The organism is Pseudomonas sp. NPDC088414, assembly GCF_044753325.1.
Lineage (GTDB): Bacteria > Pseudomonadota > Gammaproteobacteria > Pseudomonadales > Pseudomonadaceae > Aquipseudomonas.
The window spans coordinates 364,431-388,680 of sequence record NZ_JBIVMY010000002.1; the positions used below are offsets into that span (position 1 = coordinate 364,431).

General features: G+C 60.8%; 24 protein-coding genes and 1 pseudogene. 12 read left to right on the forward strand and 13 right to left on the reverse strand.

Annotation, left to right across the window (positions count from 1 at the left end; translation table 11 throughout):
* Window positions 1–58 precede the first annotated feature (58 nt).
* A complete protein-coding gene (locus tag ACIP8I_RS04510) occupies window positions 59–1,045 on the reverse strand; it encodes an aliphatic sulfonate ABC transporter substrate-binding protein (protein WP_400758997.1) in 987 nt (328 codons plus the stop codon).
* Between the two features lie 293 nt (window positions 1,046–1,338).
* On the opposite strand from ACIP8I_RS04510, the gene ACIP8I_RS04515 reads away from it, so the two are divergent.
* From ACIP8I_RS04515 to ACIP8I_RS04525, 3 genes are all read left to right on the forward strand, one after another.
* A complete protein-coding gene (locus ACIP8I_RS04515) occupies window positions 1,339–2,286 on the forward strand; it encodes an ABC transporter substrate-binding protein (protein ID WP_400759000.1) in 948 nt (315 codons plus the stop codon).
* A 131-nt stretch (window positions 2,287–2,417) separates the two neighbouring features.
* Entirely contained in the window at window positions 2,418–3,317 is a 900-nt protein-coding gene (locus ACIP8I_RS04520) for a polysaccharide deacetylase family protein (protein ID WP_400759003.1), read from the forward strand.
* Between the two features lie 109 nt (window positions 3,318–3,426).
* Window positions 3,427–3,669: a DUF1652 domain-containing protein gene (locus ACIP8I_RS04525; RefSeq protein ID WP_003225919.1), complete on the forward strand. Its 243-nt coding sequence runs from the start codon at window positions 3,427–3,429 to the stop codon at window positions 3,667–3,669.
* A gap of 4 nt (window positions 3,670–3,673) precedes the next feature.
* On the opposite strand, the gene ACIP8I_RS04530 is transcribed toward ACIP8I_RS04525, so the two are convergent.
* Window positions 3,674–4,036, reverse strand: coding sequence for an NUDIX hydrolase (locus tag ACIP8I_RS04530; RefSeq protein WP_007966809.1), 363 nt, complete (start codon window positions 4,034–4,036; stop codon window positions 3,674–3,676).
* A 223-nt stretch (window positions 4,037–4,259) separates the two neighbouring features.
* Between ACIP8I_RS04530 and ACIP8I_RS04535 the strand changes: the two genes are divergently transcribed.
* Window positions 4,260–4,457 carry a DUF2188 domain-containing protein gene (locus ACIP8I_RS04535; protein ID WP_400759006.1) on the forward strand — a complete coding sequence of 66 codons (198 nt, stop codon included), beginning with the start codon at window positions 4,260–4,262 and terminating at the stop codon, window positions 4,455–4,457.
* 61 nt (window positions 4,458–4,518) lie between these two features.
* On the opposite strand, the gene ACIP8I_RS04540 is transcribed toward ACIP8I_RS04535, so the two are convergent.
* Window positions 4,519–4,758 (reverse strand): hypothetical protein, encoded by a 240-nt coding sequence (locus ACIP8I_RS04540; protein WP_007966805.1) that lies wholly within the window; start codon window positions 4,756–4,758, stop codon window positions 4,519–4,521.
* A 183-nt stretch (window positions 4,759–4,941) separates the two neighbouring features.
* Between ACIP8I_RS04540 and ACIP8I_RS04545 the strand changes: the two genes are divergently transcribed.
* Complete coding sequence (locus ACIP8I_RS04545; protein ID WP_003225912.1) at window positions 4,942–5,277, forward strand: hypothetical protein; 336 nt, start codon at window positions 4,942–4,944, stop codon at window positions 5,275–5,277.
* A gap of 183 nt (window positions 5,278–5,460) precedes the next feature.
* Window positions 5,461–6,065, forward strand: a pseudogene (locus ACIP8I_RS04550) (DUF6338 family protein).
* Window positions 6,066–6,255: 190 nt separating this feature from the next.
* Here ACIP8I_RS04550 and ACIP8I_RS04555 read toward each other — a convergent pair.
* Window positions 6,256–7,140 carry a LysR substrate-binding domain-containing protein gene (locus tag ACIP8I_RS04555; RefSeq protein ID WP_400759009.1) on the reverse strand — a complete coding sequence of 295 codons (885 nt, stop codon included), beginning with the start codon at window positions 7,138–7,140 and terminating at the stop codon, window positions 6,256–6,258.
* Window positions 7,141–7,299: 159 nt separating this feature from the next.
* Between ACIP8I_RS04555 and ACIP8I_RS04560 the strand changes: the two genes are divergently transcribed.
* Window positions 7,300–10,326, forward strand: coding sequence for an FAD-binding and (Fe-S)-binding domain-containing protein (locus ACIP8I_RS04560; protein ID WP_400759169.1), 3,027 nt, complete (start codon window positions 7,300–7,302; stop codon window positions 10,324–10,326).
* Here the strand turns inward: ACIP8I_RS04560 and ACIP8I_RS04565 are convergent.
* Together ACIP8I_RS04565 and ACIP8I_RS04570 are read right to left on the reverse strand one after the other, a co-directional pair.
* Complete coding sequence (locus ACIP8I_RS04565; RefSeq protein WP_400759011.1) at window positions 10,259–10,948, reverse strand: paraquat-inducible protein A; 690 nt, start codon at window positions 10,946–10,948, stop codon at window positions 10,259–10,261. The genes ACIP8I_RS04560 and ACIP8I_RS04565 overlap by 68 nt on opposite strands.
* A complete protein-coding gene (locus ACIP8I_RS04570) occupies window positions 10,945–11,541 on the reverse strand; it encodes a paraquat-inducible protein A (protein ID WP_003225887.1) in 597 nt (198 codons plus the stop codon). The genes ACIP8I_RS04565 and ACIP8I_RS04570 overlap by 4 nt, the downstream gene beginning before the upstream one ends.
* 181 nt (window positions 11,542–11,722) lie before the next feature.
* Between ACIP8I_RS04570 and ACIP8I_RS04575 the strand changes: the two genes are divergently transcribed.
* Window positions 11,723–12,892 (forward strand): DUF1624 domain-containing protein, encoded by a 1,170-nt coding sequence (locus ACIP8I_RS04575; protein ID WP_400759014.1) that lies wholly within the window; start codon window positions 11,723–11,725, stop codon window positions 12,890–12,892.
* Window positions 12,893–13,200: 308 nt separating this feature from the next.
* Here the strand turns inward: ACIP8I_RS04575 and ACIP8I_RS04580 are convergent, their stop codons facing one another.
* A complete protein-coding gene (locus ACIP8I_RS04580) occupies window positions 13,201–14,592 on the reverse strand; it encodes an aldehyde dehydrogenase family protein (RefSeq protein ID WP_400759016.1) in 1,392 nt (463 codons plus the stop codon).
* 103 nt (window positions 14,593–14,695) lie between these two features.
* Here ACIP8I_RS04580 and ACIP8I_RS04585 point away from each other — a divergent pair, with 103 nt between their 5' ends.
* The 3 genes from ACIP8I_RS04585 to ACIP8I_RS04595 all read left to right on the forward strand — a co-directional run bounded on the left by ACIP8I_RS04585 (window position 14,696) and on the right by ACIP8I_RS04595 (window position 16,878).
* Complete coding sequence (locus ACIP8I_RS04585) at window positions 14,696–15,574, forward strand: putrescine utilization regulator PtrR (RefSeq protein ID WP_204896111.1); 879 nt, start codon at window positions 14,696–14,698, stop codon at window positions 15,572–15,574.
* Window positions 15,575–15,657: 83 nt separating this feature from the next.
* Window positions 15,658–16,320, forward strand: a complete 663-nt coding sequence (locus tag ACIP8I_RS04590) for a M24 family metallopeptidase (RefSeq protein WP_400759018.1) — start codon at window positions 15,658–15,660, stop codon at window positions 16,318–16,320.
* A 129-nt stretch (window positions 16,321–16,449) separates the two neighbouring features.
* Window positions 16,450–16,878, forward strand: a complete 429-nt coding sequence (locus ACIP8I_RS04595) for a molybdopterin-binding protein (RefSeq protein ID WP_400759020.1) — start codon at window positions 16,450–16,452, stop codon at window positions 16,876–16,878.
* A gap of 61 nt (window positions 16,879–16,939) precedes the next feature.
* Here ACIP8I_RS04595 and ACIP8I_RS04600 read toward each other — a convergent pair whose 3' ends face one another.
* A complete protein-coding gene (locus ACIP8I_RS04600; protein ID WP_400759023.1) occupies window positions 16,940–17,563 on the reverse strand; it encodes a glutathione S-transferase family protein in 624 nt (207 codons plus the stop codon).
* A 103-nt stretch (window positions 17,564–17,666) separates the two neighbouring features.
* The gene (locus ACIP8I_RS04605) at window positions 17,667–19,082 is read right to left on the reverse strand and encodes a purine-cytosine permease family protein (RefSeq protein ID WP_400759026.1); all 1,416 of its coding nucleotides are present in this window, start codon (window positions 19,080–19,082) and stop codon (window positions 17,667–17,669) included.
* A gap of 398 nt (window positions 19,083–19,480) precedes the next feature.
* On the opposite strand from ACIP8I_RS04605, the gene ACIP8I_RS04610 reads away from it, so the two are divergent.
* The gene (locus ACIP8I_RS04610; RefSeq protein WP_210558748.1) at window positions 19,481–20,392 is read left to right on the forward strand and encodes a LysR family transcriptional regulator; all 912 of its coding nucleotides are present in this window, start codon (window positions 19,481–19,483) and stop codon (window positions 20,390–20,392) included.
* A gap of 19 nt (window positions 20,393–20,411) precedes the next feature.
* Here ACIP8I_RS04610 and argE read toward each other — a convergent pair whose 3' ends face one another.
* From argE to ACIP8I_RS04630, 4 genes are all read right to left on the reverse strand, one after another.
* Window positions 20,412–21,563 (reverse strand): acetylornithine deacetylase, encoded by a 1,152-nt coding sequence (argE, locus tag ACIP8I_RS04615; RefSeq protein WP_400759029.1) that lies wholly within the window; start codon window positions 21,561–21,563, stop codon window positions 20,412–20,414.
* The gene (locus tag ACIP8I_RS04620) at window positions 21,560–22,237 is read right to left on the reverse strand and encodes a DUF1028 domain-containing protein (protein ID WP_400759032.1); all 678 of its coding nucleotides are present in this window, start codon (window positions 22,235–22,237) and stop codon (window positions 21,560–21,562) included. The genes argE and ACIP8I_RS04620 overlap by 4 nt, the downstream gene beginning before the upstream one ends.
* A 154-nt stretch (window positions 22,238–22,391) precedes the next feature.
* On the reverse strand, window positions 22,392–22,808 hold the full coding sequence (locus ACIP8I_RS04625) for a RidA family protein (protein ID WP_003225869.1): 417 nt from the start codon (window positions 22,806–22,808) through the stop codon (window positions 22,392–22,394).
* 58 nt (window positions 22,809–22,866) lie between these two features.
* Window positions 22,867–24,186 (reverse strand): flavin-containing monooxygenase, encoded by a 1,320-nt coding sequence (locus ACIP8I_RS04630; protein WP_400759034.1) that lies wholly within the window; start codon window positions 24,184–24,186, stop codon window positions 22,867–22,869.
* Window positions 24,187–24,250: the final 64 nt, after the last annotated feature.

The following is a 24,250-nucleotide window of genomic DNA, read 5'->3' on the forward strand; positions in this document are numbered from 1 at the left end:
GGGGGCTCCGCTCACCGCTCATCCGCGTCAAACAGGGATGGGCGGTGAGTCTGGTCGGTTACTGGCGGGCGACGGCTTGCTGCACACCACTGTCGAGCAACTGATCGATGACCTGATCGACATTTACTCCACGCCGCACCAGTTCCTCGGACACCAGAATCGGTGCCGCAGCCTTGGACGCCTGCACGTCGTTGGCGGTCAGTTGCGGGCTGCTCAGATCGGTGCGCGACAGCTGCAGTTTGGCCACGTCCAGCGGCAGACCGGATTCCTTGGCCAGCAACGCGGCGAACTCGTCGGGATTTTTCAGCGCCCATTGCCGCGCCTGCTCGTAGGCTTTGATCACCGTGTCGATGGTTTGCGGATGCTCTTTGGCGTACTGCTCGGTGACGCTGACCACGCCGTAGCTGTTGAATGCCGGGTTGCGATACAGCAGACGCGAACCGGCCTGTACCTGACTGGCGGCCATGTGCGGATCGAGTCCGGCCCAGGCGTCGACATCGCCTTTTTCCAGCGCGGTGCGGCCGTCCGGGTGTTGCAGGTGCACCAGTTCCACGTCGTCTTTCTTCAGCCCGGCCTGTTGCAGACTGCGCAGGGTGAACAGGTACGGGTCGGTGCCTTTGGTGGCGGCGATTTTCTTGCCCTTGAGGTCGGCGACGCTCTGGTACGGCGAATCCTTGCGCACCACCAGCGCAGTCCATTCGGCGCGACTGTAGACGTACACCGATTTGATCGGGCTGCCGTTGGCCCGGCTCAGCACCGCAGCGAGGCTGGCGCTGGAGGCGAAATCGACGCCACCGCTGTTCAGATATTCCAGTGAACGGTTACTGCCCTGGCTCAGCACCCAACTGACTTTGGTCTGCGGCAGGGCTTTTTCGAGGAAGCCGAAATGCTTGAGTACCAGGCTCACGGGTGAGTAGTAGGCGTAATCCAGATGGACTTCCGCAGGCGGCGCTTCGGCGGCCTGAGCCAGCGGTTGCAGACTCAGCGCCATGGCGCTGGCGACCAGCAGTGTTTTGAGGCGGGATAAGGGTGAAAACGATGTCATGGCGACGCTCCGGCAGAGGCACTGGTTGTTATGTCCAAAAATATATTTTTATCGGCTGCGTCCTGCATGAATGGAATATTGCAGGCTCTGTGCCATGTTCTTCTCGACCCATGTTTACGAGGTTTTCGCCGGTTTTCGCGCCTTTCAACTGTTGCTTGGGCAACACTGTGGTATCGCACTGTTGCGCAGCGGACAGTGCGCATGCGGAGCGCTTAACTTATGCATTAATCGAATTTAAAAACCGCCAATCAACAGCGTTATGGTCTATGCAAAATCCCGTCGCAGGACCCGCCATGAAGCTCTCCCGTTTGCTCCGCAGCACACTGATCACCGCCTTGTTCGCCGCTCCGTTTGCCTACGCTACCGAGCCGTTGGTCCTGCATGTCGGTGACCAGAACTACTACAACATCCGCGCCTCGGTCGAAGCCTCTGGCGTGCTGAAAGACGCGCCTTACAGCGTCGACTGGAAGCACTTCCAGGCCGCCGCGCCACTGGCCGAGGCGTTGCAGACCGGTTCGCTGGATCTGGGCTTTCTCGGCGATTCGGGTTTTCTGTTTCTCGCCGCCAAACAGGCACCGGTGAAACTGATCGGTGTGTCGCGGCAGAACCCGGACACTATCGCCTTGCTGGTGCCGAAAGATTCGCCGGTGAAAACCATCGCTGATCTGAAGGGCAAGAAAGTCGCCTACTGGCCCGGCGCCTGGAGCCAGCAGCTGACCTTGCGCGCCCTGGAGCAGGGCGGTCTGCCGGAAAACTACGTCGACTTCGTCAAGTTGATGCCGATTGATGCGGCGGCGGCATTGCCGCAGGGCAGCATCGACGCTTTCCCGGTGTGGGAACCGTACATCTCCCAGCAAATCGTGTTCTCCGGTGCGCGGCCGATTCTCACGGCGAAAAACCTGATGCCGGGCCTCAGCGCGATTGCCGCGTCGGCGCCGTCGATCGACAGCAAGCGTGCAGCGATTGCCGATTTTCTCGGGCGTCTGAAACAGGCGCGGGCCTGGGTCGACAGCCACACCGACGAATACGCGGATCTGTGGGCGAAGAAAGCCAATCTCGATCAGCAGGTGTCGCGACACTGGTTGCGCCAGGCGCACATGACTGTCGGGCCGGTGGATCAGCAGGCGGCGACCGACTTGCAGGGCACCGCGGACTTCCTGTTCAAGGTCAAGGCACTGCCGGCGCCGCTGGCCACCGCCGGGGTTATCGATACCTCGTTTCAACAGGCACTGGCTGACTGAGCGAGCGCCGGAACCAAAGCCTGTGTACCCTGTCCAGATCTGGCTCGCGAAGCCGGGCGCAGGGATGGATCAGGGCGAGGGAGTTTTGCCAGTCGACAACAGGGCCGCAACGGTCAGGCGCAAGGCAAAACATGAAATACGCGTTCAATCTTCTCTGTGCAGCGGCCATCGCATTCGGGCTGGCCGGCTGCATTGCCGCGCCGATCGAGATGACCGCGCAAACCGAAACCCGGCTCAAGGCCCAGGCGCCGGTGCGCTTTCTGCTGACCTTCGACGATGGCCCAAGTGCGTCGAGTTTGTGGAATCCGTCGGCGACCGTGCTCGACAGCCTCAAGGTCAACCCGGTGCAACCGGCCATCAAAGCGGTGTTCTTCGTCCAGACCCGCGCACCTCGCGCCGGCAACAGTGAAATCGGCCGCGGCATCATGCGGCGGGAGCACGCCGAAGGGCACATCCTCGGGTTCCACACCGCCACCCATTGGCACACCAATCATCGCTCGCTCGATCCGCAAGAACTGGAGCAGTCGTTGCGCAACGGCACCGCGGATATCGCCGCGATCACCGGAGCAGCACCGATCCTGCTGCGCCCGCCATTCTGGAATTACGACAAGCGCACCTTCGCCGCCTATCAGCAACATGGCTTGCATGTGTTGTTGACCGATCTGAGCGCCAACGACGGCAAGATCTGGGGCTTCAACGCCAGTCCACGACGTCGGGCGAACATGCTGCGCCAGCTATCGGAGGTGCGCGAGCGCATTGCCCTCGGCGAATTTCCCACCGTGGACGGGGTGATTCCGGTGGTGGTGACGTTTCATGACCTCAATCGCTATACCGCGCGGCATACCCGCGAATACCTGCAGATTCTCCTCGACAGTGCTGCCGCCACGGGCGTGAGGCTGGCGGACAAGCCGTTTTACGATGATCAAGCGGCACTGCAGAAAGCGGCGCTGGCGCGCACCGTTCAGCAGAGTTCGCAGCCGGTGCAATTACCGGGGATGTGGAACTGGATCTGGGATCATGACGCGCACTGAGGCCGCGCTGGAAATGTGATCGGGTTGGCAGTCGTCGGGGCGGCAGATTATTGATCGCTCATCTATGCTGAATCGGTCGACCGACTCATCGCCTGCGAGGCATGCGCCCATGCTAGCCATTGCCGACATCTGCCGGATTGTCGAATCCGGCTTTCCGTCGCTTGAATGCGAATGCACACAAGTGGAGCAGGGATTGCTGCGGATCAAGGTTTATGAGCCTGACTCCGGGCGAGTCGAGTTGTTGCTCAATGGCGTCTCACCGGAACACCTGGTGACCATCCGCGATATTTCCAACTTCATCGGTGAATTGCGCACGGAAATGAGCGCCGGGCGCCGGGCATTCGCCGGCTGATACCTCACAAACGCCGCTGAAACGCCTGCACGATGCGTAACGTCGCGTCGCTGGTGGGCAGATTCTGCACCGCGTCCAGCGGATGCCAGATGCATTCGATGATCTCGTTTTGCGGGCGTAACTGCTCAAGATCCAGCACCGACGCCTCGTAGACATGATGCTGGGTGCTGCCGCTGTGCAGTTCCATCAGATACAACATCTGCTCGGCATCCAGTGCCGTTTCTTCCTGCAGCTCGCGCGTCGCCGCCCCGGCTTTGGTTTCCCCAGGCTCGACCTTGCCGCCGGGCAAGGTCCAGCGACAGCGGGGTTTGCGCACCAGGAGAACGTGTCGATCCTGCTCGCAAATAACGGTTGCGCGTACTTTCATCTGTTACCTGTTTACTGCGTGTCACATAAATGAAATAAAACTGCAATATTCGAGCCGGGACCGGATTCAGAGGTTCCGTCGGGGTTTTGAGTGTTTGGCAAGGTTGAAAGTGCCAGAGCCTTGGCACATGGCTATCCGCGACATCCGGTCGGCACATCGCCGGCAACAGGGTGTAAGGTAAAAAAGCAGAGCTGAATCCACTGTCAGCAAAAAGGAGGTCCCCATGAGCATTCCTGTCCTGAACAAGATGCACATGAACGGCTACGACGTACTCAGTGTAAACAACGGCCCATGGCGGGTTTGTACCCAAGGCGATCGGCTTGCGTCGTTTGGTAGCAGAGAAGAAGCGCTGGCCTATGCCGCTGCGTTGCCAAGTTACAGACAACGCTTGGCGCGGGCTCGAAGTCACACTGCGAGTTGAAGCAGATGTAACGAATGAGCCCCGGTAATTGCCGGGGCTCTTGTTGAGGGCAGGGTCGCTATCAGTGAACCTTGCTTCGGCTGATGGAGCGCGTTTTCACTTCCTTGGCATAGGACTGCAATCGTTCTTCATCACTTTGCAGCACCTCGCAGGACCTGAGTACCGCCTGGGCATCCGCTTCATTGCCGCTTTTGCGCAGTTGTTCGGCGATGCGCTTGAGGTCGACCGCCGACCATCTCAAATCCGATGCAACGGCTTGCAGGTCGCGCTGAAGTTCGTGTTCGTATTCATTGAGCCGCATGATCACCTCCGGTCATTCTCGGTAAAACAGAGTAGCCGCATTTTTCATCGCCGATGTGCAACTCGTCTGTCACCGGGTGAATGGATGTAAATATTTGTCCAAATGCCCTTGTAGCGGGGCGTCGGGATGGATGTACAACCGGTTACACGTTACATTCGCTTTTTTTCAGATCAGGGAAACACCATGCGGATATGGATCGGGAGTTTGGCGTTGGCATTGCTGGCGGGTTGCTCATTGCCAGCATCGCTGGTACCGGGCGAGCCAAACCTCAGCAAGACCACCACCAAAGCGCCTAAAGACTATGCCGCGTGCTTGTTGCCGTTGTGGCAGCAGGACATTCCGAAGACCACGCAGACCTCCATTTCCAACGGCTACCGGATCAAGGCACCGAGCCTCGTCACCGCCGACGAGATTCTCGACATCATCAAATACAAGGACGGCAGCCGCGTTTCCCTGTATCAGGGACCGCCATGGGCCAAGTCCGGGTCGTTGCGCAAATCGGTGCGTGACTGCCTGTAAAGCCCAGCCTCAGATGCAAAAGCCAGCTGCATAAAAAGCAGAAACCGGATCAATGGTTTCTGCTTTTTTTTTGCTTTGCGAAATGCGCTGTGACAGATCGGCACGAGGCGTATTCCAGCGTGCGCTAGGCTTTGATTGCCGGTCACTTATCAGGCCGGCAAGTCTTTCAAGGAGCCACGGATCATGGATGATCTGGTCAAGGAAGTTATCCCGTTGTTGCAGTATCTGATTCCCGGATTCGTTTCTACCTGGATTTTCTACACGCTCACTTCATTCAAGCGGCCTGATACGTTCGGGCAGATTGTGCAGGCGTTGATCTTTACGTTTGTGATTCATGGGGTGGTGTTGGGGATCGGGGCTATTGGCTTATGGATAGGCTCGAAGGGCTTTTCTGTAGGGAAATGGGATGGCAAGGCCCAGGCGATATGGGCGTTCATGGTTTCAATGGGACTCGGTTTGTTGTCGTGTGCTCTGGCTTCGAATGACAAACTGCACAAATGGTTACGAAGTAAAAATGTAACCAATAAAAACTCTTACCCCAGCGAGTGGTACAGCACTTTTGCCCGGCACAATCGCCTGGTAACGCTGCATTTGACGGATGAAAGACGATTGTTTGGCTGGCCCGCGAGTGGCCTTCCGGCCCGCTGGAGGGACAATTCATCATGCTGAATCCAGGCTGGCTGGGGGCGGACGGCGTGGCGTTGCCTTTTGGCGGCGAACTATTAGTGATAGATTCCTCGAAAGTTCAGTGGGTCGAATTCAGTTCTGTCGAAGAGGTTTCATCATGAGCGCAAAAGAGCCTACTCCCATGCCGCCCAGCGTCAGGCGCCTCTTTTATGGTCCGGACGGCAAGCTGTTAGCCAAGCCCCTGGTCAAAGGGCCGAGTGCGCCGCCACCGCTGAAGCGCCAGTATCGGGACTGACTGAACGCCGCTCATCGAGCGGCGTTTCGTTATGTTTGGCATTGTGAGATCTCCAGTCAGAGCGTATCCACCAACCAGTCCCTGAACGCTTTCAGTGACGGCAGCGCCTCATTGCGCGGCGGATACACCAGGTAATAGCTGCGCCGGCTGGTGATCGGCTCCCCCAGTTGCAGCAGCTCGCCGTTAAGCAATTCATCCTCCACCAGAATCCGTGGCACCAGCCCCACGCCAATATTCGCCCGCACCGCCTGAATCAGGTGCGAGGTCATTTCAAAGCTCGGCCCGATGCGCATGCTGCGGTGCGGCAAGCCATGATGCGTGAACCATTCCGCCCAGGCCTGGGCATTGCTGCTGACGTTGAGCAGTAACTGCCCGGCGATATGCTGTTCGGCTTCGTCGCGTTCGGTCTGTGACAACTGCGCACTGGCAATCACCACCAACTCTTCAGTGTGCAGCGGCAAGGCGCTCAGACCGGGCCAGTCCCCCGCACCGACACAGATTGCCGCGTCGATTTCGCTGGTGTCGAAGTCGATCGCTTCGATGCGCGAATGCAAGTGCACGGTCATGCCCGGGTGCGCGGTGTAGAAGTCCTTGAGTCGCGGCAGCAGCCATTTCGAGCCGAAAGTTGGCAGCGTCGCCAGACGCAAACTGTGAATGCCGGAACCGAACGCCATGGCCTGCAGGGTCGCGCTGCGGATCTGCCCGAGGGCTTCGGCCAGTTCGCGCTGATACATGCGCCCGACATCGGTGAGCACCACTTGCCGGCCTTCGCGGCTGAACAGGCGCATGCCAAGCATCTTTTCCAGAATCTGCACCTGACGGCTGACCGCGCTCTGCGTCAGCGACAGTTCGTGGGCGGCGCGGGTGTAGCTTTCATGGCGTGCGGCGGCCTCGAAGGCCAGCAATAACGACATGGAAGGGGTGAGGGTTCGCGGATTCATTCGTTTTAGTCATGGATTGCGGGTCGATTTTACGTTTGTCCCGACGGCGCCAAGCAATGAACATAAGCACCATGAGATGGCGGGAGCGTGACGCAATCATTCATTGCGCACAACTGTTCACCGCCACACGACCCGATTTTGACCGAGATTTCCTCACCGATGATTGCCCAGCTGAAACCCGCCCCGGCATTGACCGCCGATTACCAGCAATTCCTCAAAGCCTTGAAGGCCAGCGGTTTTCGTGGCGAGATCAGCGCCGATTACGCCAGCCGCGTAGTGCTTGCCACCGACAACTCGATCTACCAGCGTCTGCCGCAAGCGGCGGTGTTTCCGGTGGATGCGGAGGATGTGGCGCGAGTCGCACGACTGATTGCCGAGCCGGCCTATCAGCAGGTGGTGATCACGCCGCGTGGCGGTGGCACCGGCACCAACGGTCAGTCGCTGACTGACGGCATCGTAGTCGACCTGTCGCGGCACATGAACCGCATTCTGGAAATCAACGTCGAGCAGCGCTGGGTGCGGGTGCAGGCCGGGGTGGTCAAGGATCAGCTCAACGCCGCACTGAAGTCCGCCGGGCTGTTCTTCGCCCCGGAGCTGTCGACCTCCAACCGCGCCACCGTTGGCGGCATGATCAACACCGACGCCAGTGGCCAGGGCAGTTGCACCTACGGCAAGACCCGCGACCATGTACTGGAACTCGACATGGTCCTGCGCGGCGGCGAACGCCTGCACGGCGCAGCGCTGGCGGAAGAAGATCTGACAGCGCTGTGTGCCCGTGAAGATCGGGTCGGTGAAGTCTATCGCTGTGCGCGGCAGATCATTGATGAGCAGGGCGAACTGATCAAGCAACGCTTCCCTGATCTCAATCGCTGCCTGACCGGCTACGACCTGGCGCACCTGCGCGAGGCCGATGATCGTTTCAACCTCAACAGCGTGCTCTGCGGCGCTGAAGGCTCGCTGGGGTTTGTGGTGGAGGCGAAGCTCAACGTGCTGCCGATCCCCAAGCACACGATGCTGGTGAACATCCGCTACGCCGGGTTCATGGATGCGTTGCGCGATGCCCGGGCGCTGATGGCGCTCAAGCCGTTGTCGATAGAAACCGTGGACTCCAAGGTGTTGCTGCTGGCGATGCAGGACATCGTCTGGCACGGCGTCGCCGAGTATTTCCCGGAAAGTGCCGAACGGCCGACACTGGGGATCAACCTGGTGGAGTTTTGCGGTGACGATGCTGAAGATCTGCAACGCCGGGTCGAAGCTTTCCTCGAACACTTGAGCAGCGACACCACGGTCGAACGTCTCGGCCATACGCTGGCGGTCGGTCAGGCGGCGGTGAACAAGGTCTATGGCATGCGCAAGCGCGCAGTCGGCCTGCTCGGCAACGTTGCCGGCGAAGCGCGGCCGCAGCCGTTTGTCGAAGACACCGCGGTGCCGCCGCAGCACCTGGCCGAGTACATCGCCGAACTGCGCGAACTGCTCGACAGCCACGGTTTGCAGTACGGCATGTTCGGCCACGTCGATGCCGGCGTGCTGCACGTGCGGCCGATTCTCGACATGAAGGATCCGCAGCAAGCGGCGCTGGTGCGTCCGGTGTCCGATGGCGTCGCCGCGCTGACCCAGCGCTACGGCGGCCTGTTGTGGGGTGAACACGGCAAAGGCCTGCGCTCGGAATACGCGCCGGCGTTTTTCGGTGAGCTGTACCCGGCGTTGCAAGCGCTGAAAGCCGCGTTCGACCCGTGCAACCAGTTCAACCCGGGCAAGATCGCCACCCCGGCTAACACCGGCGCGGCGTTGCTGAAAATCGACGAAGTGACCCTGCGCGGCCAACTCGATCGGCAGATCGATGAAAAGGTCTGGCAAAGCTACGGCGCGGCCATGCATTGCAACGGCAACGGCGCCTGCTATAACTTCGATCCCGACGACGCCATGTGCCCGTCGTGGAAAGCCACCCGCGAGCGTGCGCAATCGCCCAAGGGCCGTGCGTCGCTGATCCGTGAATGGCTGCGTTTGCAGGGCGAGGCAGGGGTGGATGTGCTGTCCGATGCGATCCTCCGTCCGGCGTTTTTCCGCAACCTGTGGACGCGCTGGCGCAACAGCCGCGCGCAGGGCGCAGACTTTTCCCACGAGGTGTATGACGCCATGGCCGGCTGTCTGGCGTGCAAGTCCTGCGCGGGGCAGTGCCCGGTCAAGGTCAACGTGCCGGAATTCCGATCGCGCTTCCTTGAGCTGTATCACAGCCGTTATCTGCGCCCGGCGCGGGATTATCTGATTGCTTCGCTGGAGTACAGCATCCCGTACATGGCGCGAGTTCCGGCGCTGTACAACGGTTTGATGGGCGCAACATTCGTGCGCAAACAGTTGGAGCGTCTCGGTGGAATGGTCGATGTGCCGTTGCTCAGCCGCTTCGATTTCCATGCCGCCATGCGCCGCTGGAATGTGCGGCCGGCGACGGTTTCCACGCTGTCGGCGCTGACTCAGGCCCAGCGCGAGCGCAGTGTGGTGCTGGTGCAGGATGCGTTCACCCGTTATTTCGAAGCGCCGCTGCTGGCGGATCTGGCCGAGCTGATTTCGCGGCTGGGCTATCAGGTGTATCTGGCGCCATTCAGTGCCAACGGCAAGCCGTTGCATGTACAGGGCTTTCTGTCAGCGTTCAACCGCGCGGCGTTGCGCAATGCCCGGCAACTGCGCGAGCTGGCCGACGTTGGCGTGCCGCTGCTGGGGCTGGATCCGGCGATGACGCTGGTCTATCGCCAGGAATACCTGAAAGTGCCCGGCATGGACCAATGCCCGGAAGTGGCGCTGGTGCAGGAATGGTTGCTCAAGGTGATGCCGGAGCAGGTGAATAACCAATCGGCAAATGCATTCAGGCTCCTGGCGCATTGCACCGAGAAAACCAATGCGCCGGCTGCCACTCGCCAGTGGGAACAAGTGTTCGAACGGGCCGGGTTGAAACTGGCGACGCAGGCCACCGGCTGCTGCGGCATGTCCGGCACCTACGGCCATGAGGCGCGCAACCGCGAAACCTCGGCGGTGATCTACGAGCAATCGTGGGCGCGGCAAGTCGAAGCACCGGCGGAGCAGGGCGAAGCACTGGCCACCGGCTATTCGTGCCGCAGTCAGGTCAAGCGCCAGTCGGATCGGGCGCTGCGCCATCCGTTGCAGGTGCTGCTTGAGGTGGTACGTCGCTGAGCGGTTCGTCGTCCGCGGCGTTGTCCCAGATCAGCCGTGGGTCGAAACTCATCGCCGAGAGCATGGTGAACACTACCACCATGCCGAAAAACAGGATGCCCGGGCGTGGTTCGATATCGCCCAGCGCCTGGAACTTCACCAGCGCCGCGACCAGTGCGACCACCAGCACGTCGAGCATCGACCAGTAGCCGATCAACTCGACGAAACGGTACAGCTTCGAACGCTCACGGCGCGCCCAGTCGCTGCCCCGCTGCACGGTGATCAGCAGCAGCGACAGGGCGACGAATTTGATCCCGGGCACCGCGATGCTGGCGATGAAAATGATCAGCGCGATGTCCCACGCGCCGCCCTCCCAGAACTCCAGCACGCCGCTCATGATCGTGCTGTCGGCGCCGTTGCCGAGCATCACCGTGTTCATCACCGGCAGCAGATTGGCCGGCACGTAGAACGCCAGCGCGGCGAACAGATAGGCCCAGGTGCGCGTCAGGGAATTGGTTTTGCGCCGATGCAGCGGTGCTTCGCAACGCGGGCACTGGTGCGGCTCGTCGGTCATGTCGCAGGCCAGCCCGCAGCTGTGACACAGGCACAGGTTCAGTTCGCTGGCGGTCGCGGGTCGCTTCATAGAATGTCCCACAGGTCACGAATGTCGCGGCCGGCAATGCGGATCATCATCAGGCTCAGCACCGCCAGGGCGAACAGGCCGATCCCCGGCAGCACATCGAGCAGCCCGGCCAGTTTGAACACCGCCACCATCGCCCCCAGCAGACACACCTCGAGCATGCTCCACGGGCGCAGCGTTTCCAGCCAGCGCATGCACAGCTTGAAGCCCGGTGCCCGGCGCGACGACAGGGCGAAACTCAGCACCCAGATCAACAGCACCAGTTGAAACGCCGGGGCGATGATGATCGAGATCGCTGCGACCATCGCCATGAACGTGATCGGCCCCTGACTCAGTGCCAGCACCGAATCCCACAGCGTCGCGCTGTTCTTCAGACCCTTCATGCTGATGCTCATCACCGGATAGAAATTGGCGAACAGCCACAGCATCGCCGCGGTGAAACTCAAGGCCAGCCGCTGCTCGACGGTCAAACCGTTATAGCGCTGCAGCACGCCGCCGCAACGTACGCAAAGTGTTTTCTGGTGTTTGCCGAGCACGACTTTTTCGTACACGCAATCGCAATGCTCGCAGATGATCAGGTGTTCGGTTGAGGTCATGGGCAACGCTCGACAGCAGGCGCAAAGGGCAGGGGGCGTCTGATCACTATAGAAGCCTGGCGTGATTGGGCAAATGGCGTTTGGCTTGGGAATCGACATTTTATGTTATAGAGTAACGCCAATTTTTGGCGGGACGTGTAGTTGTGCGCGCCCGATTCATAGACTCGATGGCGAAATGTCCATGACGATTGCGTGTACCCGCTCCAACCCGCCGCCGACCGGCCGCTTGCTGTCCATTGATGCGTTAAGAGGTCTGGTGATCCTGTTCATGCTGCTGGATCACGTGCGCGAGACGTTCCTGTTGCACCGTCAGGTGTCCGACCCGATGGACATCGCCAACACCGAGCCGGCGTTGTTTTTCAGTCGAACGTTGGCGCATCTGTGCGCACCGGTGTTCGTGTTGCTGACTGGATTGTCCGCGTGGTTGTTCGGCGAGAAGTACGCGGGCAAGGCCGATGTCAGTGCCTTCCTGTTCAAGCGAGGGCTGTTTCTGGTGGTGCTGGAATTCACCTTGGTGAATTTTGCATGGACGTTTCAGTTGCCGCCGAGCGTGATCTATCTGCAGGTGATCTGGGCGATTGGCTTGAGCATGATCGCCTTGTCGCTGCTGGTCTGGTTGCCGCGCTGGCTGTTGTTGGCGCTGAGTCTGGCGATCATTGCCGGGCATAATCTGCTGGATGGACTGCATTTCGCGCCGGAGTCGGCACTGCATGTGCCATGGGCGATTCTGCATGATCGGGGCTGGATCGAGGCCGGTGACAGTCTGCGCTTGCGCACTTCGTATCCGCTGTTGCCGTGGATCGGCGTGATCGGTCTGGGTTATGCGTTGGGCCCGTGGTTCTCCCGCGTGGCTGATACCTGGAGCCGTCAGCAAGGTTTGTTGCTGGGCGGTATCGCCGGTCTGCTGGGCTTCGTGGGCCTGCGACTGCTCAACGCTTATGGCGAAAAACCTTGGGCCGTTGAAGACACGACCGTGCAAACGCTGATGGGTTTTTTCAACATCACCAAGTACCCGCCATCGCTGCTGTTCATCACCCTGACGGTGAGCATCGGATTGCTGTTGTTGCTGGTATTTGAACGGTTGCAGACGCGCCGCTGGATTCGCTGGCTGACGGTTTTCGGTTCGGCACCGATGTTCTTCTATCTGCTGCATCTGTACGTGCTGAAGGTGCTGTATCTGATTGCCGTGACGCTGTTCGGCCTTAACTACGGTAGCTATTTCGGCTTCGATTCAGTAGCTGCAATCTGGCTGGTGTCGCTGCTGTTGGCGCTGGCACTGTACCCGGCGGTACGCTGGTTTTCCGCACTGAAATCGCGGCGCCGTGACATCGCTTGGCTGAAATATCTGTAAGCCCCGAAGGCAACTGTGCTGCTTAACACCCTGTAGGAGCTGTCGAGTGAAACGAGGCTGCGATCTTTTGATCCTGATCTGCAAAATCAAAATCAAAAGATCGCAGCGTGCCGCAGCTCCTACAGGGGGGCGGTGATGTCTCGGGTTACTTGCGATCCAGCCACTCCGTTTGCGCGTTGCAGTGGCGTAACACCCTGTAGGAGCTGTCGAGTGAAACGAGGCTGCGATCTTTTGATCCTGATCTGCAAAATCAAAATCAAAAGATCGCAGCGTGCCGCAGCTCCTACAGGGGACGATGTTGTCCCGGGTTATTTGCGGTCCAGCCACACGGTCTGTGCGTTGCAGAACTCGCGCACGCCGAAGTGCGACAGCTCGCGGCCGAAACCGCTTTTCTTCACGCCGCCGAAGGTCACGCGCGGGTCACTGGCCGAATAGCCATTGATGAACACGCCACCGGTTTCCAGTTCGCTAGTCAGTTGCTGCGCCAGTTGCACGTTGGCGGTGTAGATCGTCGCGGTCAGGCCGAAGTCGCTGTCGTTGGCCAGGGCGATGGCGTGGGCGCAATCGCGGGCGGTGATGATCGAGGCCACCGGGCCGAACAGTTCCTGTTTGAACGAGGTCATGCGGTCGGTCACGTCGGCCAGCACGGTTGGTTCGTAGTAGTTGCCCGGACCTTCGGCTTTGCCACCGCCCAACAGCAGGGTCGCGCCTTCTTCAAGGGTATCGCGCACTTGCTGGTCGAGTTCGTCACGCAGGTCGAAACGCGCCATCGGGCCGATGTAAGTGTCAGCGGACAAAGGGTCGCCGACCTTCAGCTTGCGCGTGGCCTCGACGAATTTGCGGGTGAATTCCTCGACCACGCCTTCTTCGATGATCAGACGCTTGGCCGCTGCGCAAACCTGGCCGGAGTTCTGGTAGCGACCGATGACGGCAGCCTGCACGGCCTCATCCAGATCCGCATCGTTGAGCACGATGAACGGGTCGGAACCACCCAGCTCCAGCACGCATTTCTTCAGTGCGGCACCGGCCTGAGCGCCGATGGCCATGCCGGCGCGCACGCTGCCGGTCAGGGTCACGGCGGCGATGCGCGGGTCTGCGATGGCGGTGGAAACACCTTCAGGGGTGACGTTGATCACTTCAAACACGCCGTCAGCGAAACCGGCGTTCTTGAAGGCGTCGCGCAGCAGGTAGGCGCTGCCCATCACGTTTGGCGCGTGCTTGAGCACGTAGGTGTTGCCGGCAATCAGCGCCGGAACCGCGCCGCGCAGCACTTGCCAGATCGGGAAGTTCCACGGCATCACCGCGAGGATCGGCCCGAGTGGTCGGTATTCGATGCGCGCCTTGCCGCCTTCGACCTGGGTCGCTTCGGCGCTGAGCATGGCCGGACCGTTTTCGGCGTACCACTCGCAGAGCTTGGCGCATTTTTCGATTTCGCCACGGGCCTGGGCGATCGGCTTGCCCATTTCCAGGGTGATCATGGTCGCCATGGCTTCGGCGCTGTCGCGCAGAGCGCCGGCGAGGGCGGTCAGGGCGCGGGAGCGATCCTGCAGTGGCTTGCGCTTCCACTTCGAGAAACCGAATGCGGCGCGGGTCAGCGCTGCGTCGAGAGCTTGTGCCGATTCAAAGGCGTAGTGACCGACCTGCTCGCCGGTAGTGGGGTTGATCGAGATGGCGTGGGTCTGGCTGGAAATCTGGCTCATGGCGTCGTCCTGCGTGTTCAGTGGATGGGTCTAGAGTAGGGTGGCGTTTGTTTTCTGGAAACTGAATAATAAAGATCGTTTCTTTCACGATTGGAGAATGACTGTGGATCTGGTGCAGCTGGAAATCTTCAAAGCCGTCGCCGAGCACGGCAGCATCAGCGCCGCCGCGGCGCAGATCCATCGCGTGCCGTCGAACCTGACCACGCGGATCAAGCAACTGGAGCAGGATCTGGGCGTCGACCTGTTCATTCGCGAGAAAAGCCGGTTGCGCCTGTCGCCCGCCGGCTGGAGTTTTCTCGAGTACGCGCGGCGCATTCTCGATCTGGTGCAGGAGGCGCGGGCCACCGTCGCTGGCGAAGAACCGCAGGGCGCATTCCCCCTGGGATCGCTGGAAAGCACCGCGGCAGTGCGTATCCCCGAACTGCTGGCGGCGTACAACCAGTTGCATCCCAAGGTCGATCTGGACCTGTCCACCGGCCCGTCCGGGACGATGATCGACGGCGTCCTCGCCGGGCGCCTGGCGGCCGCCTTCGTCGATGGCCCGGTGCTGCACCCGACGCTGGAAGGCGTGCCGGCGTTTGAAGAAGAAATGGTCATCATCGCGCCACTCAATCACGCTCCGGTGCAGCGCGCGGCGGATGTGAACGGCGAGAACATCTATGCGTTCCGCTCCAACTGCTCCTATCGTCATCACTTCGAAAAATGGTTCAGCACCGACGCTGCGGTGCCGGGGAAGATTTTCGAGATGGAGTCGTATCACGGCATGCTCGCCTGCGTCAGCGCCGGTGCCGGGCTGGCGCTGATGCCGCGCAAGATGCTGCAGAGCATGCCCGGCAGCGCAACCGTGAGCGTGTGGCCGCTGGCGGCGGATTTTCGTTATCTGACTACGTGGCTGGTGTGGCGCCGAGGCACGGTGTCGCGCAGCTTGAGCATGTTCGTGCGTTTGCTGGAGGAGCGCGGCGTGGTGCGTGCAGAAGAGTAATTGACACGTTGTGTCATGGCTGTATCTTGATCGGCGTTTCGCAATATAAAAAACTATACAGCGTAGCCATGAGGAACAAGCAAATGAGTGCAGCCTTGAGCGGTAAAGAAGCCGTCGGAGAACGGTTTGTGCTGGAGACGATGCGTCATGCGCAGGAACTGACCTGGAACGCCGTTGATGCCATTGCCAAGGTGATCAAGCCGGGCATGCGTGAATCCGAAGCCCAGGAACTGGGCAAGCAGATCCTTGCCGGACTGGGCATGGATCGCATCTGGCATCCGTTGCTGATCCGCTTTGGCGCCAACACGCTGAAGGCATTCAAGGAACGTTCCGAAGGCGATCCGGTGCTGGGTGAAAACGATATTTTCTTCATCGACATGGGCGTGGTCTGGCAGGGGCACGAAGGCGATGCCGGCGAAACCTTCACCACCGGCTCCGATCCGGAAATGATCGCCTGCGCGGCGGCATCCAGGGAGCTGTTCAAGCGGGTCGAGGCGCTGTGGCGCCAAGGCGTGAGCGGTGTCGAACTGTACCGCTATGCCAGCGATCAGGCTGAAGCCATGGGCTGGAAACTCAATCTCGACATCAAGGGCCACCGCGTCAGCGATTTCCCTCACGCGATCCATCGCGGCGGCAATCTCGGCGATTTCGACCAGACGCCGAACGCCGGTGTATGGATCCTGGAAATCCAGATCGCCCACCCGCATCGACCGTTCGGCGCGTTTTATGAAGATCTGTTGATCTGATCTATCGTTGTTCGGCAGATCTGAAGTGTGACAACAGAGCGCAGCGCTGTAGTTGTTTCTACATAGCGCTTACTCCGATGATGCAGGCCGTTTTTCCTAACTCCAAAGTCAAAAAAAAGGAAGCCCGTCATGAAAGTCAGCGCACGCAACGTATTCAAAGGCAAAGTCAGTCAGGTTCAAGCTGGCGCGGTCAACGCCGAAGTGGTTCTGACCCTGGCCGGGGGCGAGCAACTGGTTGCTGTCGTGACCATGGAAAGCATCAAGAACCTCGGCATCGCCGTTGGCAAGGAAGCCGTGGCGCTGGTCAAGGCACCGTGGGTGATGCTGATGACCGAATCCAGCGACATTCGCCTGTCGGCGCGCAACTGCCTGGAAGGGAAAGTGCTGAGCGTCACCGACGGTGCGGTCAATGCTGAAGTGGTGATCGAGCTGGCAGGCGGTTCGAAGGTCTATTCGATCATCACCCGTGATGCCGTTGCCGAGCTGGGTCTGGCCAAAGGTGTGAGCGCCACGGCGGTGATCAAGGCTTCGCACATCATTCTCGGTGTTCCGGCCTGATCTACGTTTCAGGTCAATAAAAAACCTCTGGTTCCGTTATCCGGAACCAGAGGTTTTTTCGTTATGGCGTACCGTTTCTGCCGTACAGGCGAAAGCCTTCGCGTTGACTCAGACGCTGGTAATACGCCCTGACGGCGGGATAGTCCGGATGCGCGAGCGGCGTTTCGAACCAGCGATTGACCGACAGCCCGATGGGGATATCGGCGAGGGAAAACTGCTCGCCACTGACGTAAGCGCCCGTCTTTTCCAACTGCTGATCGAGGATGCCCATGGTCTTCGACCATTGCTCGACGCCGTTGAGCAACGCGGCGCTGTCCTGATGATCCGGCGACCGGCGCACCAGCGACATGAACGCATACGACCACGACCGGTTCAGCTCCGACGCCTGCCAGTCGATCCACTGATCGACCCGCGCGCGAACTCGTGGCTCGGCGGGATAGAGGTCGGCGCCGCCATAGGCGCCTGCCAGATAACGAATGATCGTGTTCGATTCCCACAGGGTGAAATCGCCATCCTGAACCACCGGCACCATGGCGCAGGGATTGAGCGCGAGAAACTCCGCCGTGTCGGTGGGTTTGAAGCCCGAGCCCCAGTCCTCACGCTCGAACGGGATCTGCAGTTCGGCGCAGGTCCACAGCACTTTGCGCACGTTGATCGATGACGCCTTGCCCAGTATTCGCAGCATGGGATTCCCTGTGTTGTGGCTGACTGTCCAGCCACAAGAAATACCACACTGCAATGCACAAGGCCCGCACAGTGGCGGGCCTTGTGTTTACAGCGAGTCAATCTCAGAGACTGCCCACCAATTTGCCGCCCATCATCCGCCGCCGATAGGCGCTGTCACGATTGGCCAGCCAGAAGTACAACGGCGAGGTCACCAGCAGCCCCACCAGCCACGACAGGTCCGCGCCGTTGATGTGCGCCGACACCGGACCGACGTACAGCGGGGTATTCATGAACGGAATCTGCACCGCGATGCCGATCGCGTAGGCCAGCAATGCCTGCGGGTTGTAGCGCCCGTAGATGCCGCCATCGACCTGGAAGATCGATTGGATGTCGTACTGGCCCTTGTGGATGGCATAGAAGTCGATCAGGTTGATCGCCGTCCACGGCACCAAAACCACCAACAGCACCAGCACCATGTCGACGAAGTGGCCGATGAAGTCCTTCGACGCGCCGACGGCGGCAAAGCAGCAGGCCAGCAGGACGATGATCGAGATCACCGCGCGACTTTTCGCGGTGGGGATCCAGCGGTAGGCGAAGGTCTGCACCAACGTGATCAGCGACAGCACCGCGCCGTACAGGTTGAGGGCGTTGTGGCTGATCACGCTGAGCAGGAACAGCACCAGCATCAGCGGCCCGATCGAGCCGGTGGCGAGCTTGACCGCGTCCATGGTGTCCATGCCCACGGGTGTCGCGAGCACGGCGACGGCACCGAAGATGAACGCCAAACTCGAGCCCAGCGCCGAACCCAGATACGTGGTCCAGAAAGTCGACGAGACTTTGACATCGGCCGGCAGGTAACGCGAATAGTCGGACACGTACGGCGCAAACGCGATCTGCCACAGCGCCGCCAGCGACACAGTGGCGAGCCAGCCGGAGAGGTTGAAGCTGCCACGGGTGAGGAAGTCATCGGTCTGAATGTGGGTGAAGATGTAGCCGAAACCGACGACGATGCCGATCCCCAGCACCCAGGTGCCGATGCGGTTGAGCACGTGGATGAAGCGGTAGCCGATGATGCCGATGATCCCCGAACCGAGGGCACCGATGACGATGCCGACCGGCACCGGCACGCTGTCGATCACGCCGTGCAGCGACTTGCCGGCCAGCACGATGTTGGAGGCGAAGAAGCCGATGTACATGACCCCGGCAATCAGCACCACCAGCAGCGCGCCGAGCGAACCGAACTGCGCGCGGCTCTGGATCATCTGCGGAATGCCCATCTGCGGACCTTGCGCCGAGTGCAGCGCCATCAGCACGCCACCGACCAGGTGACCGACCAGAATCGCGACAATGCCCCAGACCAGATTCAGGTGGAACAACTGCACGCCCAGCGCGCCGGTGACAATGGGCAACGGCGCGATGTTGCCGCCGAACCACAGCGTGAACAGATCCCTGACCTTTCCGTGGCGATCTTCGGGGGGCACGTATCCTATCGTGTGTTTTTCAATGAGCGGGGCGGACGTTGTTGCAGAGGTGGACATGACGAACTCCAAGGCAAGGATGAGTACGTGGACGTACTTCGGTAAGCGCCGACACGGACGGCGCATTTCTTGTTGAAGCGATCATGTGCAAAGGCCCGGGATAGATAAATTAGTAAGTTTGTTGCTTCAGACCTTAAAAAATATATGCCGCGTGTAATGCGTAGCTCCGGTATGTTCAGGCTTCACTCTGTCCTGGATTTACACAGTTTTGTGGTGAGGGGATTTATCCCCGATGGGCTGCGAAGCGGCCCCTCTTTTGACTTTAGAAACAGGGGCCGCTTCGCGCCCCATCGGGGATAAATCCCCTCACCACAGAGCCTCCTGACTACAGATAAATGTCCTGACAACAGATAGATCTCCTCACCACAAAAGCGTTGTCTCACTTGCAGAGGTTTTCCATGGCCGCCTACAACCTGCGCCAGCTCAAATACTTCGTCACCACCGCCGACTGCGGCAGCGTCGCCGAAGCCTCGCGCAAGCTCTATATCGCCCAGCCGTCCGTCTCCACCGCGATCAAGCATCTGGAAGAAAGCTTCGGTGTGCAGCTGTTCATCCGCCATCACGCCCAAGGCGTGTCGCTGACGCCCAGTGGTTCGCGCTTCTATCGCAAGGCGCTGGAATTGCTGCGAGTGGCGCATGAGTTCGAGCAGAACGCGCTGGCGGACAACGACGTGGTCTCGGGGCAGATCGATATCGGCTGTTTCGAAACGGTCGCGCCGCTGTACCTGCCGCGCCTGATCGCCGGTTTCAAGCAGCGCTGGCCGGGCGTGGAAATCCGTATTCGCGATGGCGAACAGCAGGAACTGGTGCAGGCGCTGACCGCCGGCAGCATCGATCTGGCGATGCTCTTCGAGCACGACCTCGACAGCACCATCGAAACCACTTCGCTGATGCCGCCGCAGCAGCCTTACGCCTTGCTACCCGCCGATCATCGTTTTGCGCAACAGGCGAAAGTCTCGCTGCACGATCTGGTGCTGGAACCGATGATCCTGCTCGACGTAGTGCCCAGCCGCACCTACTTCGTGAGCATCTTCGAAGAACGCGGACTGACCCCGCACATCGTCTTCAGCTCACCGTCGATCGAGATGGTGCGCGGCATGGTCGGGCGTGGTTTCGGCTTTTCGATTCTGGTGACCCGGCCGTTCGGCGAATACACCTACGACGGGCAGAAAGTGGTGTGCGTGCCGCTGGCAGAAACCGTGACCGGCTCGGGTTTGTCGGCAGCCTGGCTGCGCCGGGTGCAACTGACCAAACCGGTGCAGTTGTTCGTCGATCATTGCCGGGAGGAGTTGGCTCGACTGTACGCCTGAACGTGCGTCGAGCCGTGTTTCAAGCGCGGATAAAGGCCAGCATCCGCTGCAGCATCGCATCGCAGGCATCGAGTTGCGCACGACTGACGAACTCATCGGGCTTGTGCCCCTGGTCCATGCTGCCGGGACCGCAGACCACGGTGGGAATGCCCGCCGCATCGAACAGCCCGCCCTCGGTGCCGAACGCCACGGTGCCGAATTCCTGTGAGCCGCAGAACGCTGCAATCAGCTCCGCCGCCTGACTCTGCGCATCGGTGGCCAGGCCGGGATAAGCCGACAGCTCACTGAAACGAATCGCGCTGTGCTCGCTCACCGCCCGCATGCGCGGCAGCACTTGCTGCTCGGCGTAAGCCTGCAACTGTTGTGCGACTTGGGTTGGATCCTGCGAGGGCAGGGCGCGGATTTCGAAGTCGAAGCGGCAATCGGCGGGCACGATGTTCAAGGCCTTGCCGCCGCTGATCACCCCGGTCTGCACCGTGCTGTAGGGCGGGTCGAAACGCGCGTCGTGATGCTCGGGCGCCTTCAGTTGCTGGCCGATGCGCCCCAGCTCGCCGATCAGCTCGGCGGCGTACTCGATGGCGTTGACCCCCAGCGGCGCGTAGGCCGAATGGCACGGATGCCCGTGCACATCGCAGCGCATCGCCAGTTTGCCTTTGTGGCCGAGCACCGGTTTCAGTTCGGTGGGTTCACCGATGATGCACAGCAGCGGTTTGACCGGGCGCTGCTCCAGCTCCGCGAGCAACGAGCGCACCCCGAGGCAGCCGACTTCTTCGTCGTAGGACAGGGCGATGTGCACCGGCATGCGCAGGTCTGCAGCGACCAGCGCCGGCACCAAGGCCAGCACGCAGGCGATGTAGCCCTTCATGTCGGCGGTGCCACGCCCGAACAGCTTGCCATCGTGCTCGCTGAGTTCGAATGGCGCCACCGTCCACGGTTGGCCGTCGACCGGCACCACATCGGTGTGCCCCGAGAGTACGATGCCCGGTTGCTCGGCCGGGCCAATCGTCGCGAACAGATTGGCCTTGCTGCGCTCGGCGTTGTAGATCAACTCGCATGGCACATCGAATTCGGCGAGATAGTCGCGCACGAACTCGATCAATTGCAGGTTGGATTCACGGCTGGTGGTGTCGAACCCCACCAGCGTCTTGAGCAACGCGACGCTGTTGCTCATCGGTCATCTCCGGCAACGCCATAGCCCGGCGCCTTGGCCGGATCGAGGGCGCGATCGATATAGTCCTGCAACTGCGGCTGATAGGCGTCCCAGAGCTTTTGCAGTTGGCCGATCGGGTCTTCATCGGCCCAATCGACCCGCAAATTGACGATCGGCCAGGTCTGCTCGCCGACCACGACCACGGCTGCCGAATGCACGGGACCAGCCTCGCCACCGAGGGCTTGTGCGGCGTGCAGGGCCTTGAGCAAGCGGTCGGCCAATTGGCCTTCGCCGTCTTCAAAGGCCTTGACCATCGCCTCGATCACCGCACGCCCGGCGAGCATGTTGCCAGCGGCCACGCATTGCTCGCCGCAGACCGCGTTGTGCACGCCGAGGGTTTGTGCGCCGCTGAAATGCGCGGTCTGGCCGAGGTGGTTGATCGCGGTGATCTGCCGGTACTGGCTGTAGCCGTTGCGGGTCAGCACCTGGTCCAGCGCCGCGTCGGGCGCGTGGCCTTGCTCCATCAGCGCGAGGACTTCCGGGCCGAGGGACGGCAGGGTGATGTTCTGGCTCGACACCGCGCCAACCCCCGGCAGCAGCCACGGGCACCGTGCGCCGACGGCGATGCTGGAGGAACTGATGGCGACACCGAACTGGCCGGTTTCGGGGCAACGGGCTGCGATTGAAAAGGTCATGGTCTAACTCCTTTCGAGGAATTTGTTGTCCTTGCGGGCCTCATCGCTGGCAAGCCAGCTCCCACAGTAATTGGGTTGCTCACAAAACTTGAAGGCACCTCAAATACCTGTGGGAGCTGGCTTGCCAGCGATGGCTGCGACTCGGTCTGCCTGATTACTCGGGAATCACCGCCACCACATCAATCTCCATCAGCCACTGCGGCTGCCCCAGTGCCGACACCACCAGCCCGGTGGAAATCGGGAACACGCCTTTGAGCCACTTGCCGACTTCCTGGTACACCGGCTCGCGGTAGCGCGGGTCGATCAGGTAAGTGGTGGTCTTGACGATGTGGCTCATGTCGCTGCCGGCCTCTTCGAGCAGTTGCTTGACGTTGCGCATGGCCTGTTCGGCCTGCGCACGCGGATCACCGAGGCCCACCAGATTGCCGTCGAAATCGGTGCCGACCTGACCCCGGACATACACGGTGTTGCCGGCGCGCACGGCTTGGCACAGATCGTTGTCCAGGGTCTGGTTCGGGTAGGTGTCCTTGGTGTTGAACATACGGATGCGGGTGTGGGTTGGCTTGCTCATGTACAGCTCCAGACTGGGTAATCAGCGGCGCACCGGGCACCGCCGCGAAAGTGGGCAATCAAGCGTCGACGGTGTCGGCGGCTTTGGTGTTGGCGCTCGAATGCAGGGCCGCTTCACGCTGCTCGGCATCCTTGTAGTCAAGGTATTTGCGCTGGGTGGCGATGTGGTCGGCTACGTGCTTGGCGTCATGCCACACGCCCCAGATGAACGACGAACCGCGCCGCGACTGCCATGGCAGCCCGAGGAAATACACCCCCGGCTCGCTGGACACGCCGCGCTGATGCTGCGGTTTGCCCTTGTCGTCAAACGCTGCGACCTGCAGCCAGGAATAATCCACGGCGAACCCGGTGGCCCAGATGATCGAAGTGATCCCAGCCTTGGCCAGATCGAGATCGAGCAGCGGATTTTTCACGCAGTCGGGATCCGGGTAGGTTTCGCGTGCCTCGGGCTCTTCGGGCAGATCCAGACCGTTGCGCTCGATGTAGGCATCGGCGGCATCCAGCAGGGCGAGGTAGTTGTCATCGCCACGTTTGAGGTTGTCCACCAGGTCCTGCTTGAAGGTCACCACGCCGTTATTGAACGACTCGGTGACGCCAACCAGGGTCATGCCGCGATGGGCCAGACCACGGAAGTCGATGGTGCGCCCGCCATGCGCGCCGCTGACCGCGATGGTCACGTGCTCGCGGCCGGGTTTCATCGCTGCCTGATCCCACTCGCCGAGCACCCCCAGCCACCAGCAGAAATCACGGTTGCGATAGGCTCGCGGCGGACGGTCGTGAGCGCCGACCGACAGGTACACCTGCTTGCCGGAGCGCTGCAGTTCATCGGCGATCTGCACGCCTGACGAACCGGCGCCAACCACCAGCACTGCGCCTGCGGGCAATTGCTGCGGATTGCGATAGTCAGCGGAGTGGATCTGCAACAGACGCGGCTCTTGGGGCGCGATCGGCGGGATCACCGGACGCTGGAACGGCCCGGTCGCCGCGACCACGCGGCTGGCTTCGATCACGCCTTCGGAGGTCTCGACGGTGAAGCCCGGACGACCGACATTGCGTATTACGCTTTTGACCTCGACCCCGGTGCGGATCGGCGCGTTGAATTTCTTCGCATAGGCTTCGAAGTAGTCGGCGACTCGCTCCTTGGGGGCGAAACCATCGGGATCGACATCATCGAATTCCAGCCCCGGAAAGCGGTCGTGCCACGCCGGACCGTTGGCTACCAACGAGTCCCAGCGCCCGGTGCGCCAGCGTTCGGCAATGCGACTGCGCTCCAGCACCAGGTGCGGCACACCGAGTTTGCTCAGGTGCTCGCTCATCGCCACACCCGCCTGTCCGGCCCCCACGACAAGCGTGTCTGTTTTTATTATTTCAGTGGTCATTTCTACATCCTTCCTGGCAAGGCAAGTGGATTCGGATCGCTTCAGGCTGGTCCGTTTTGCTTGC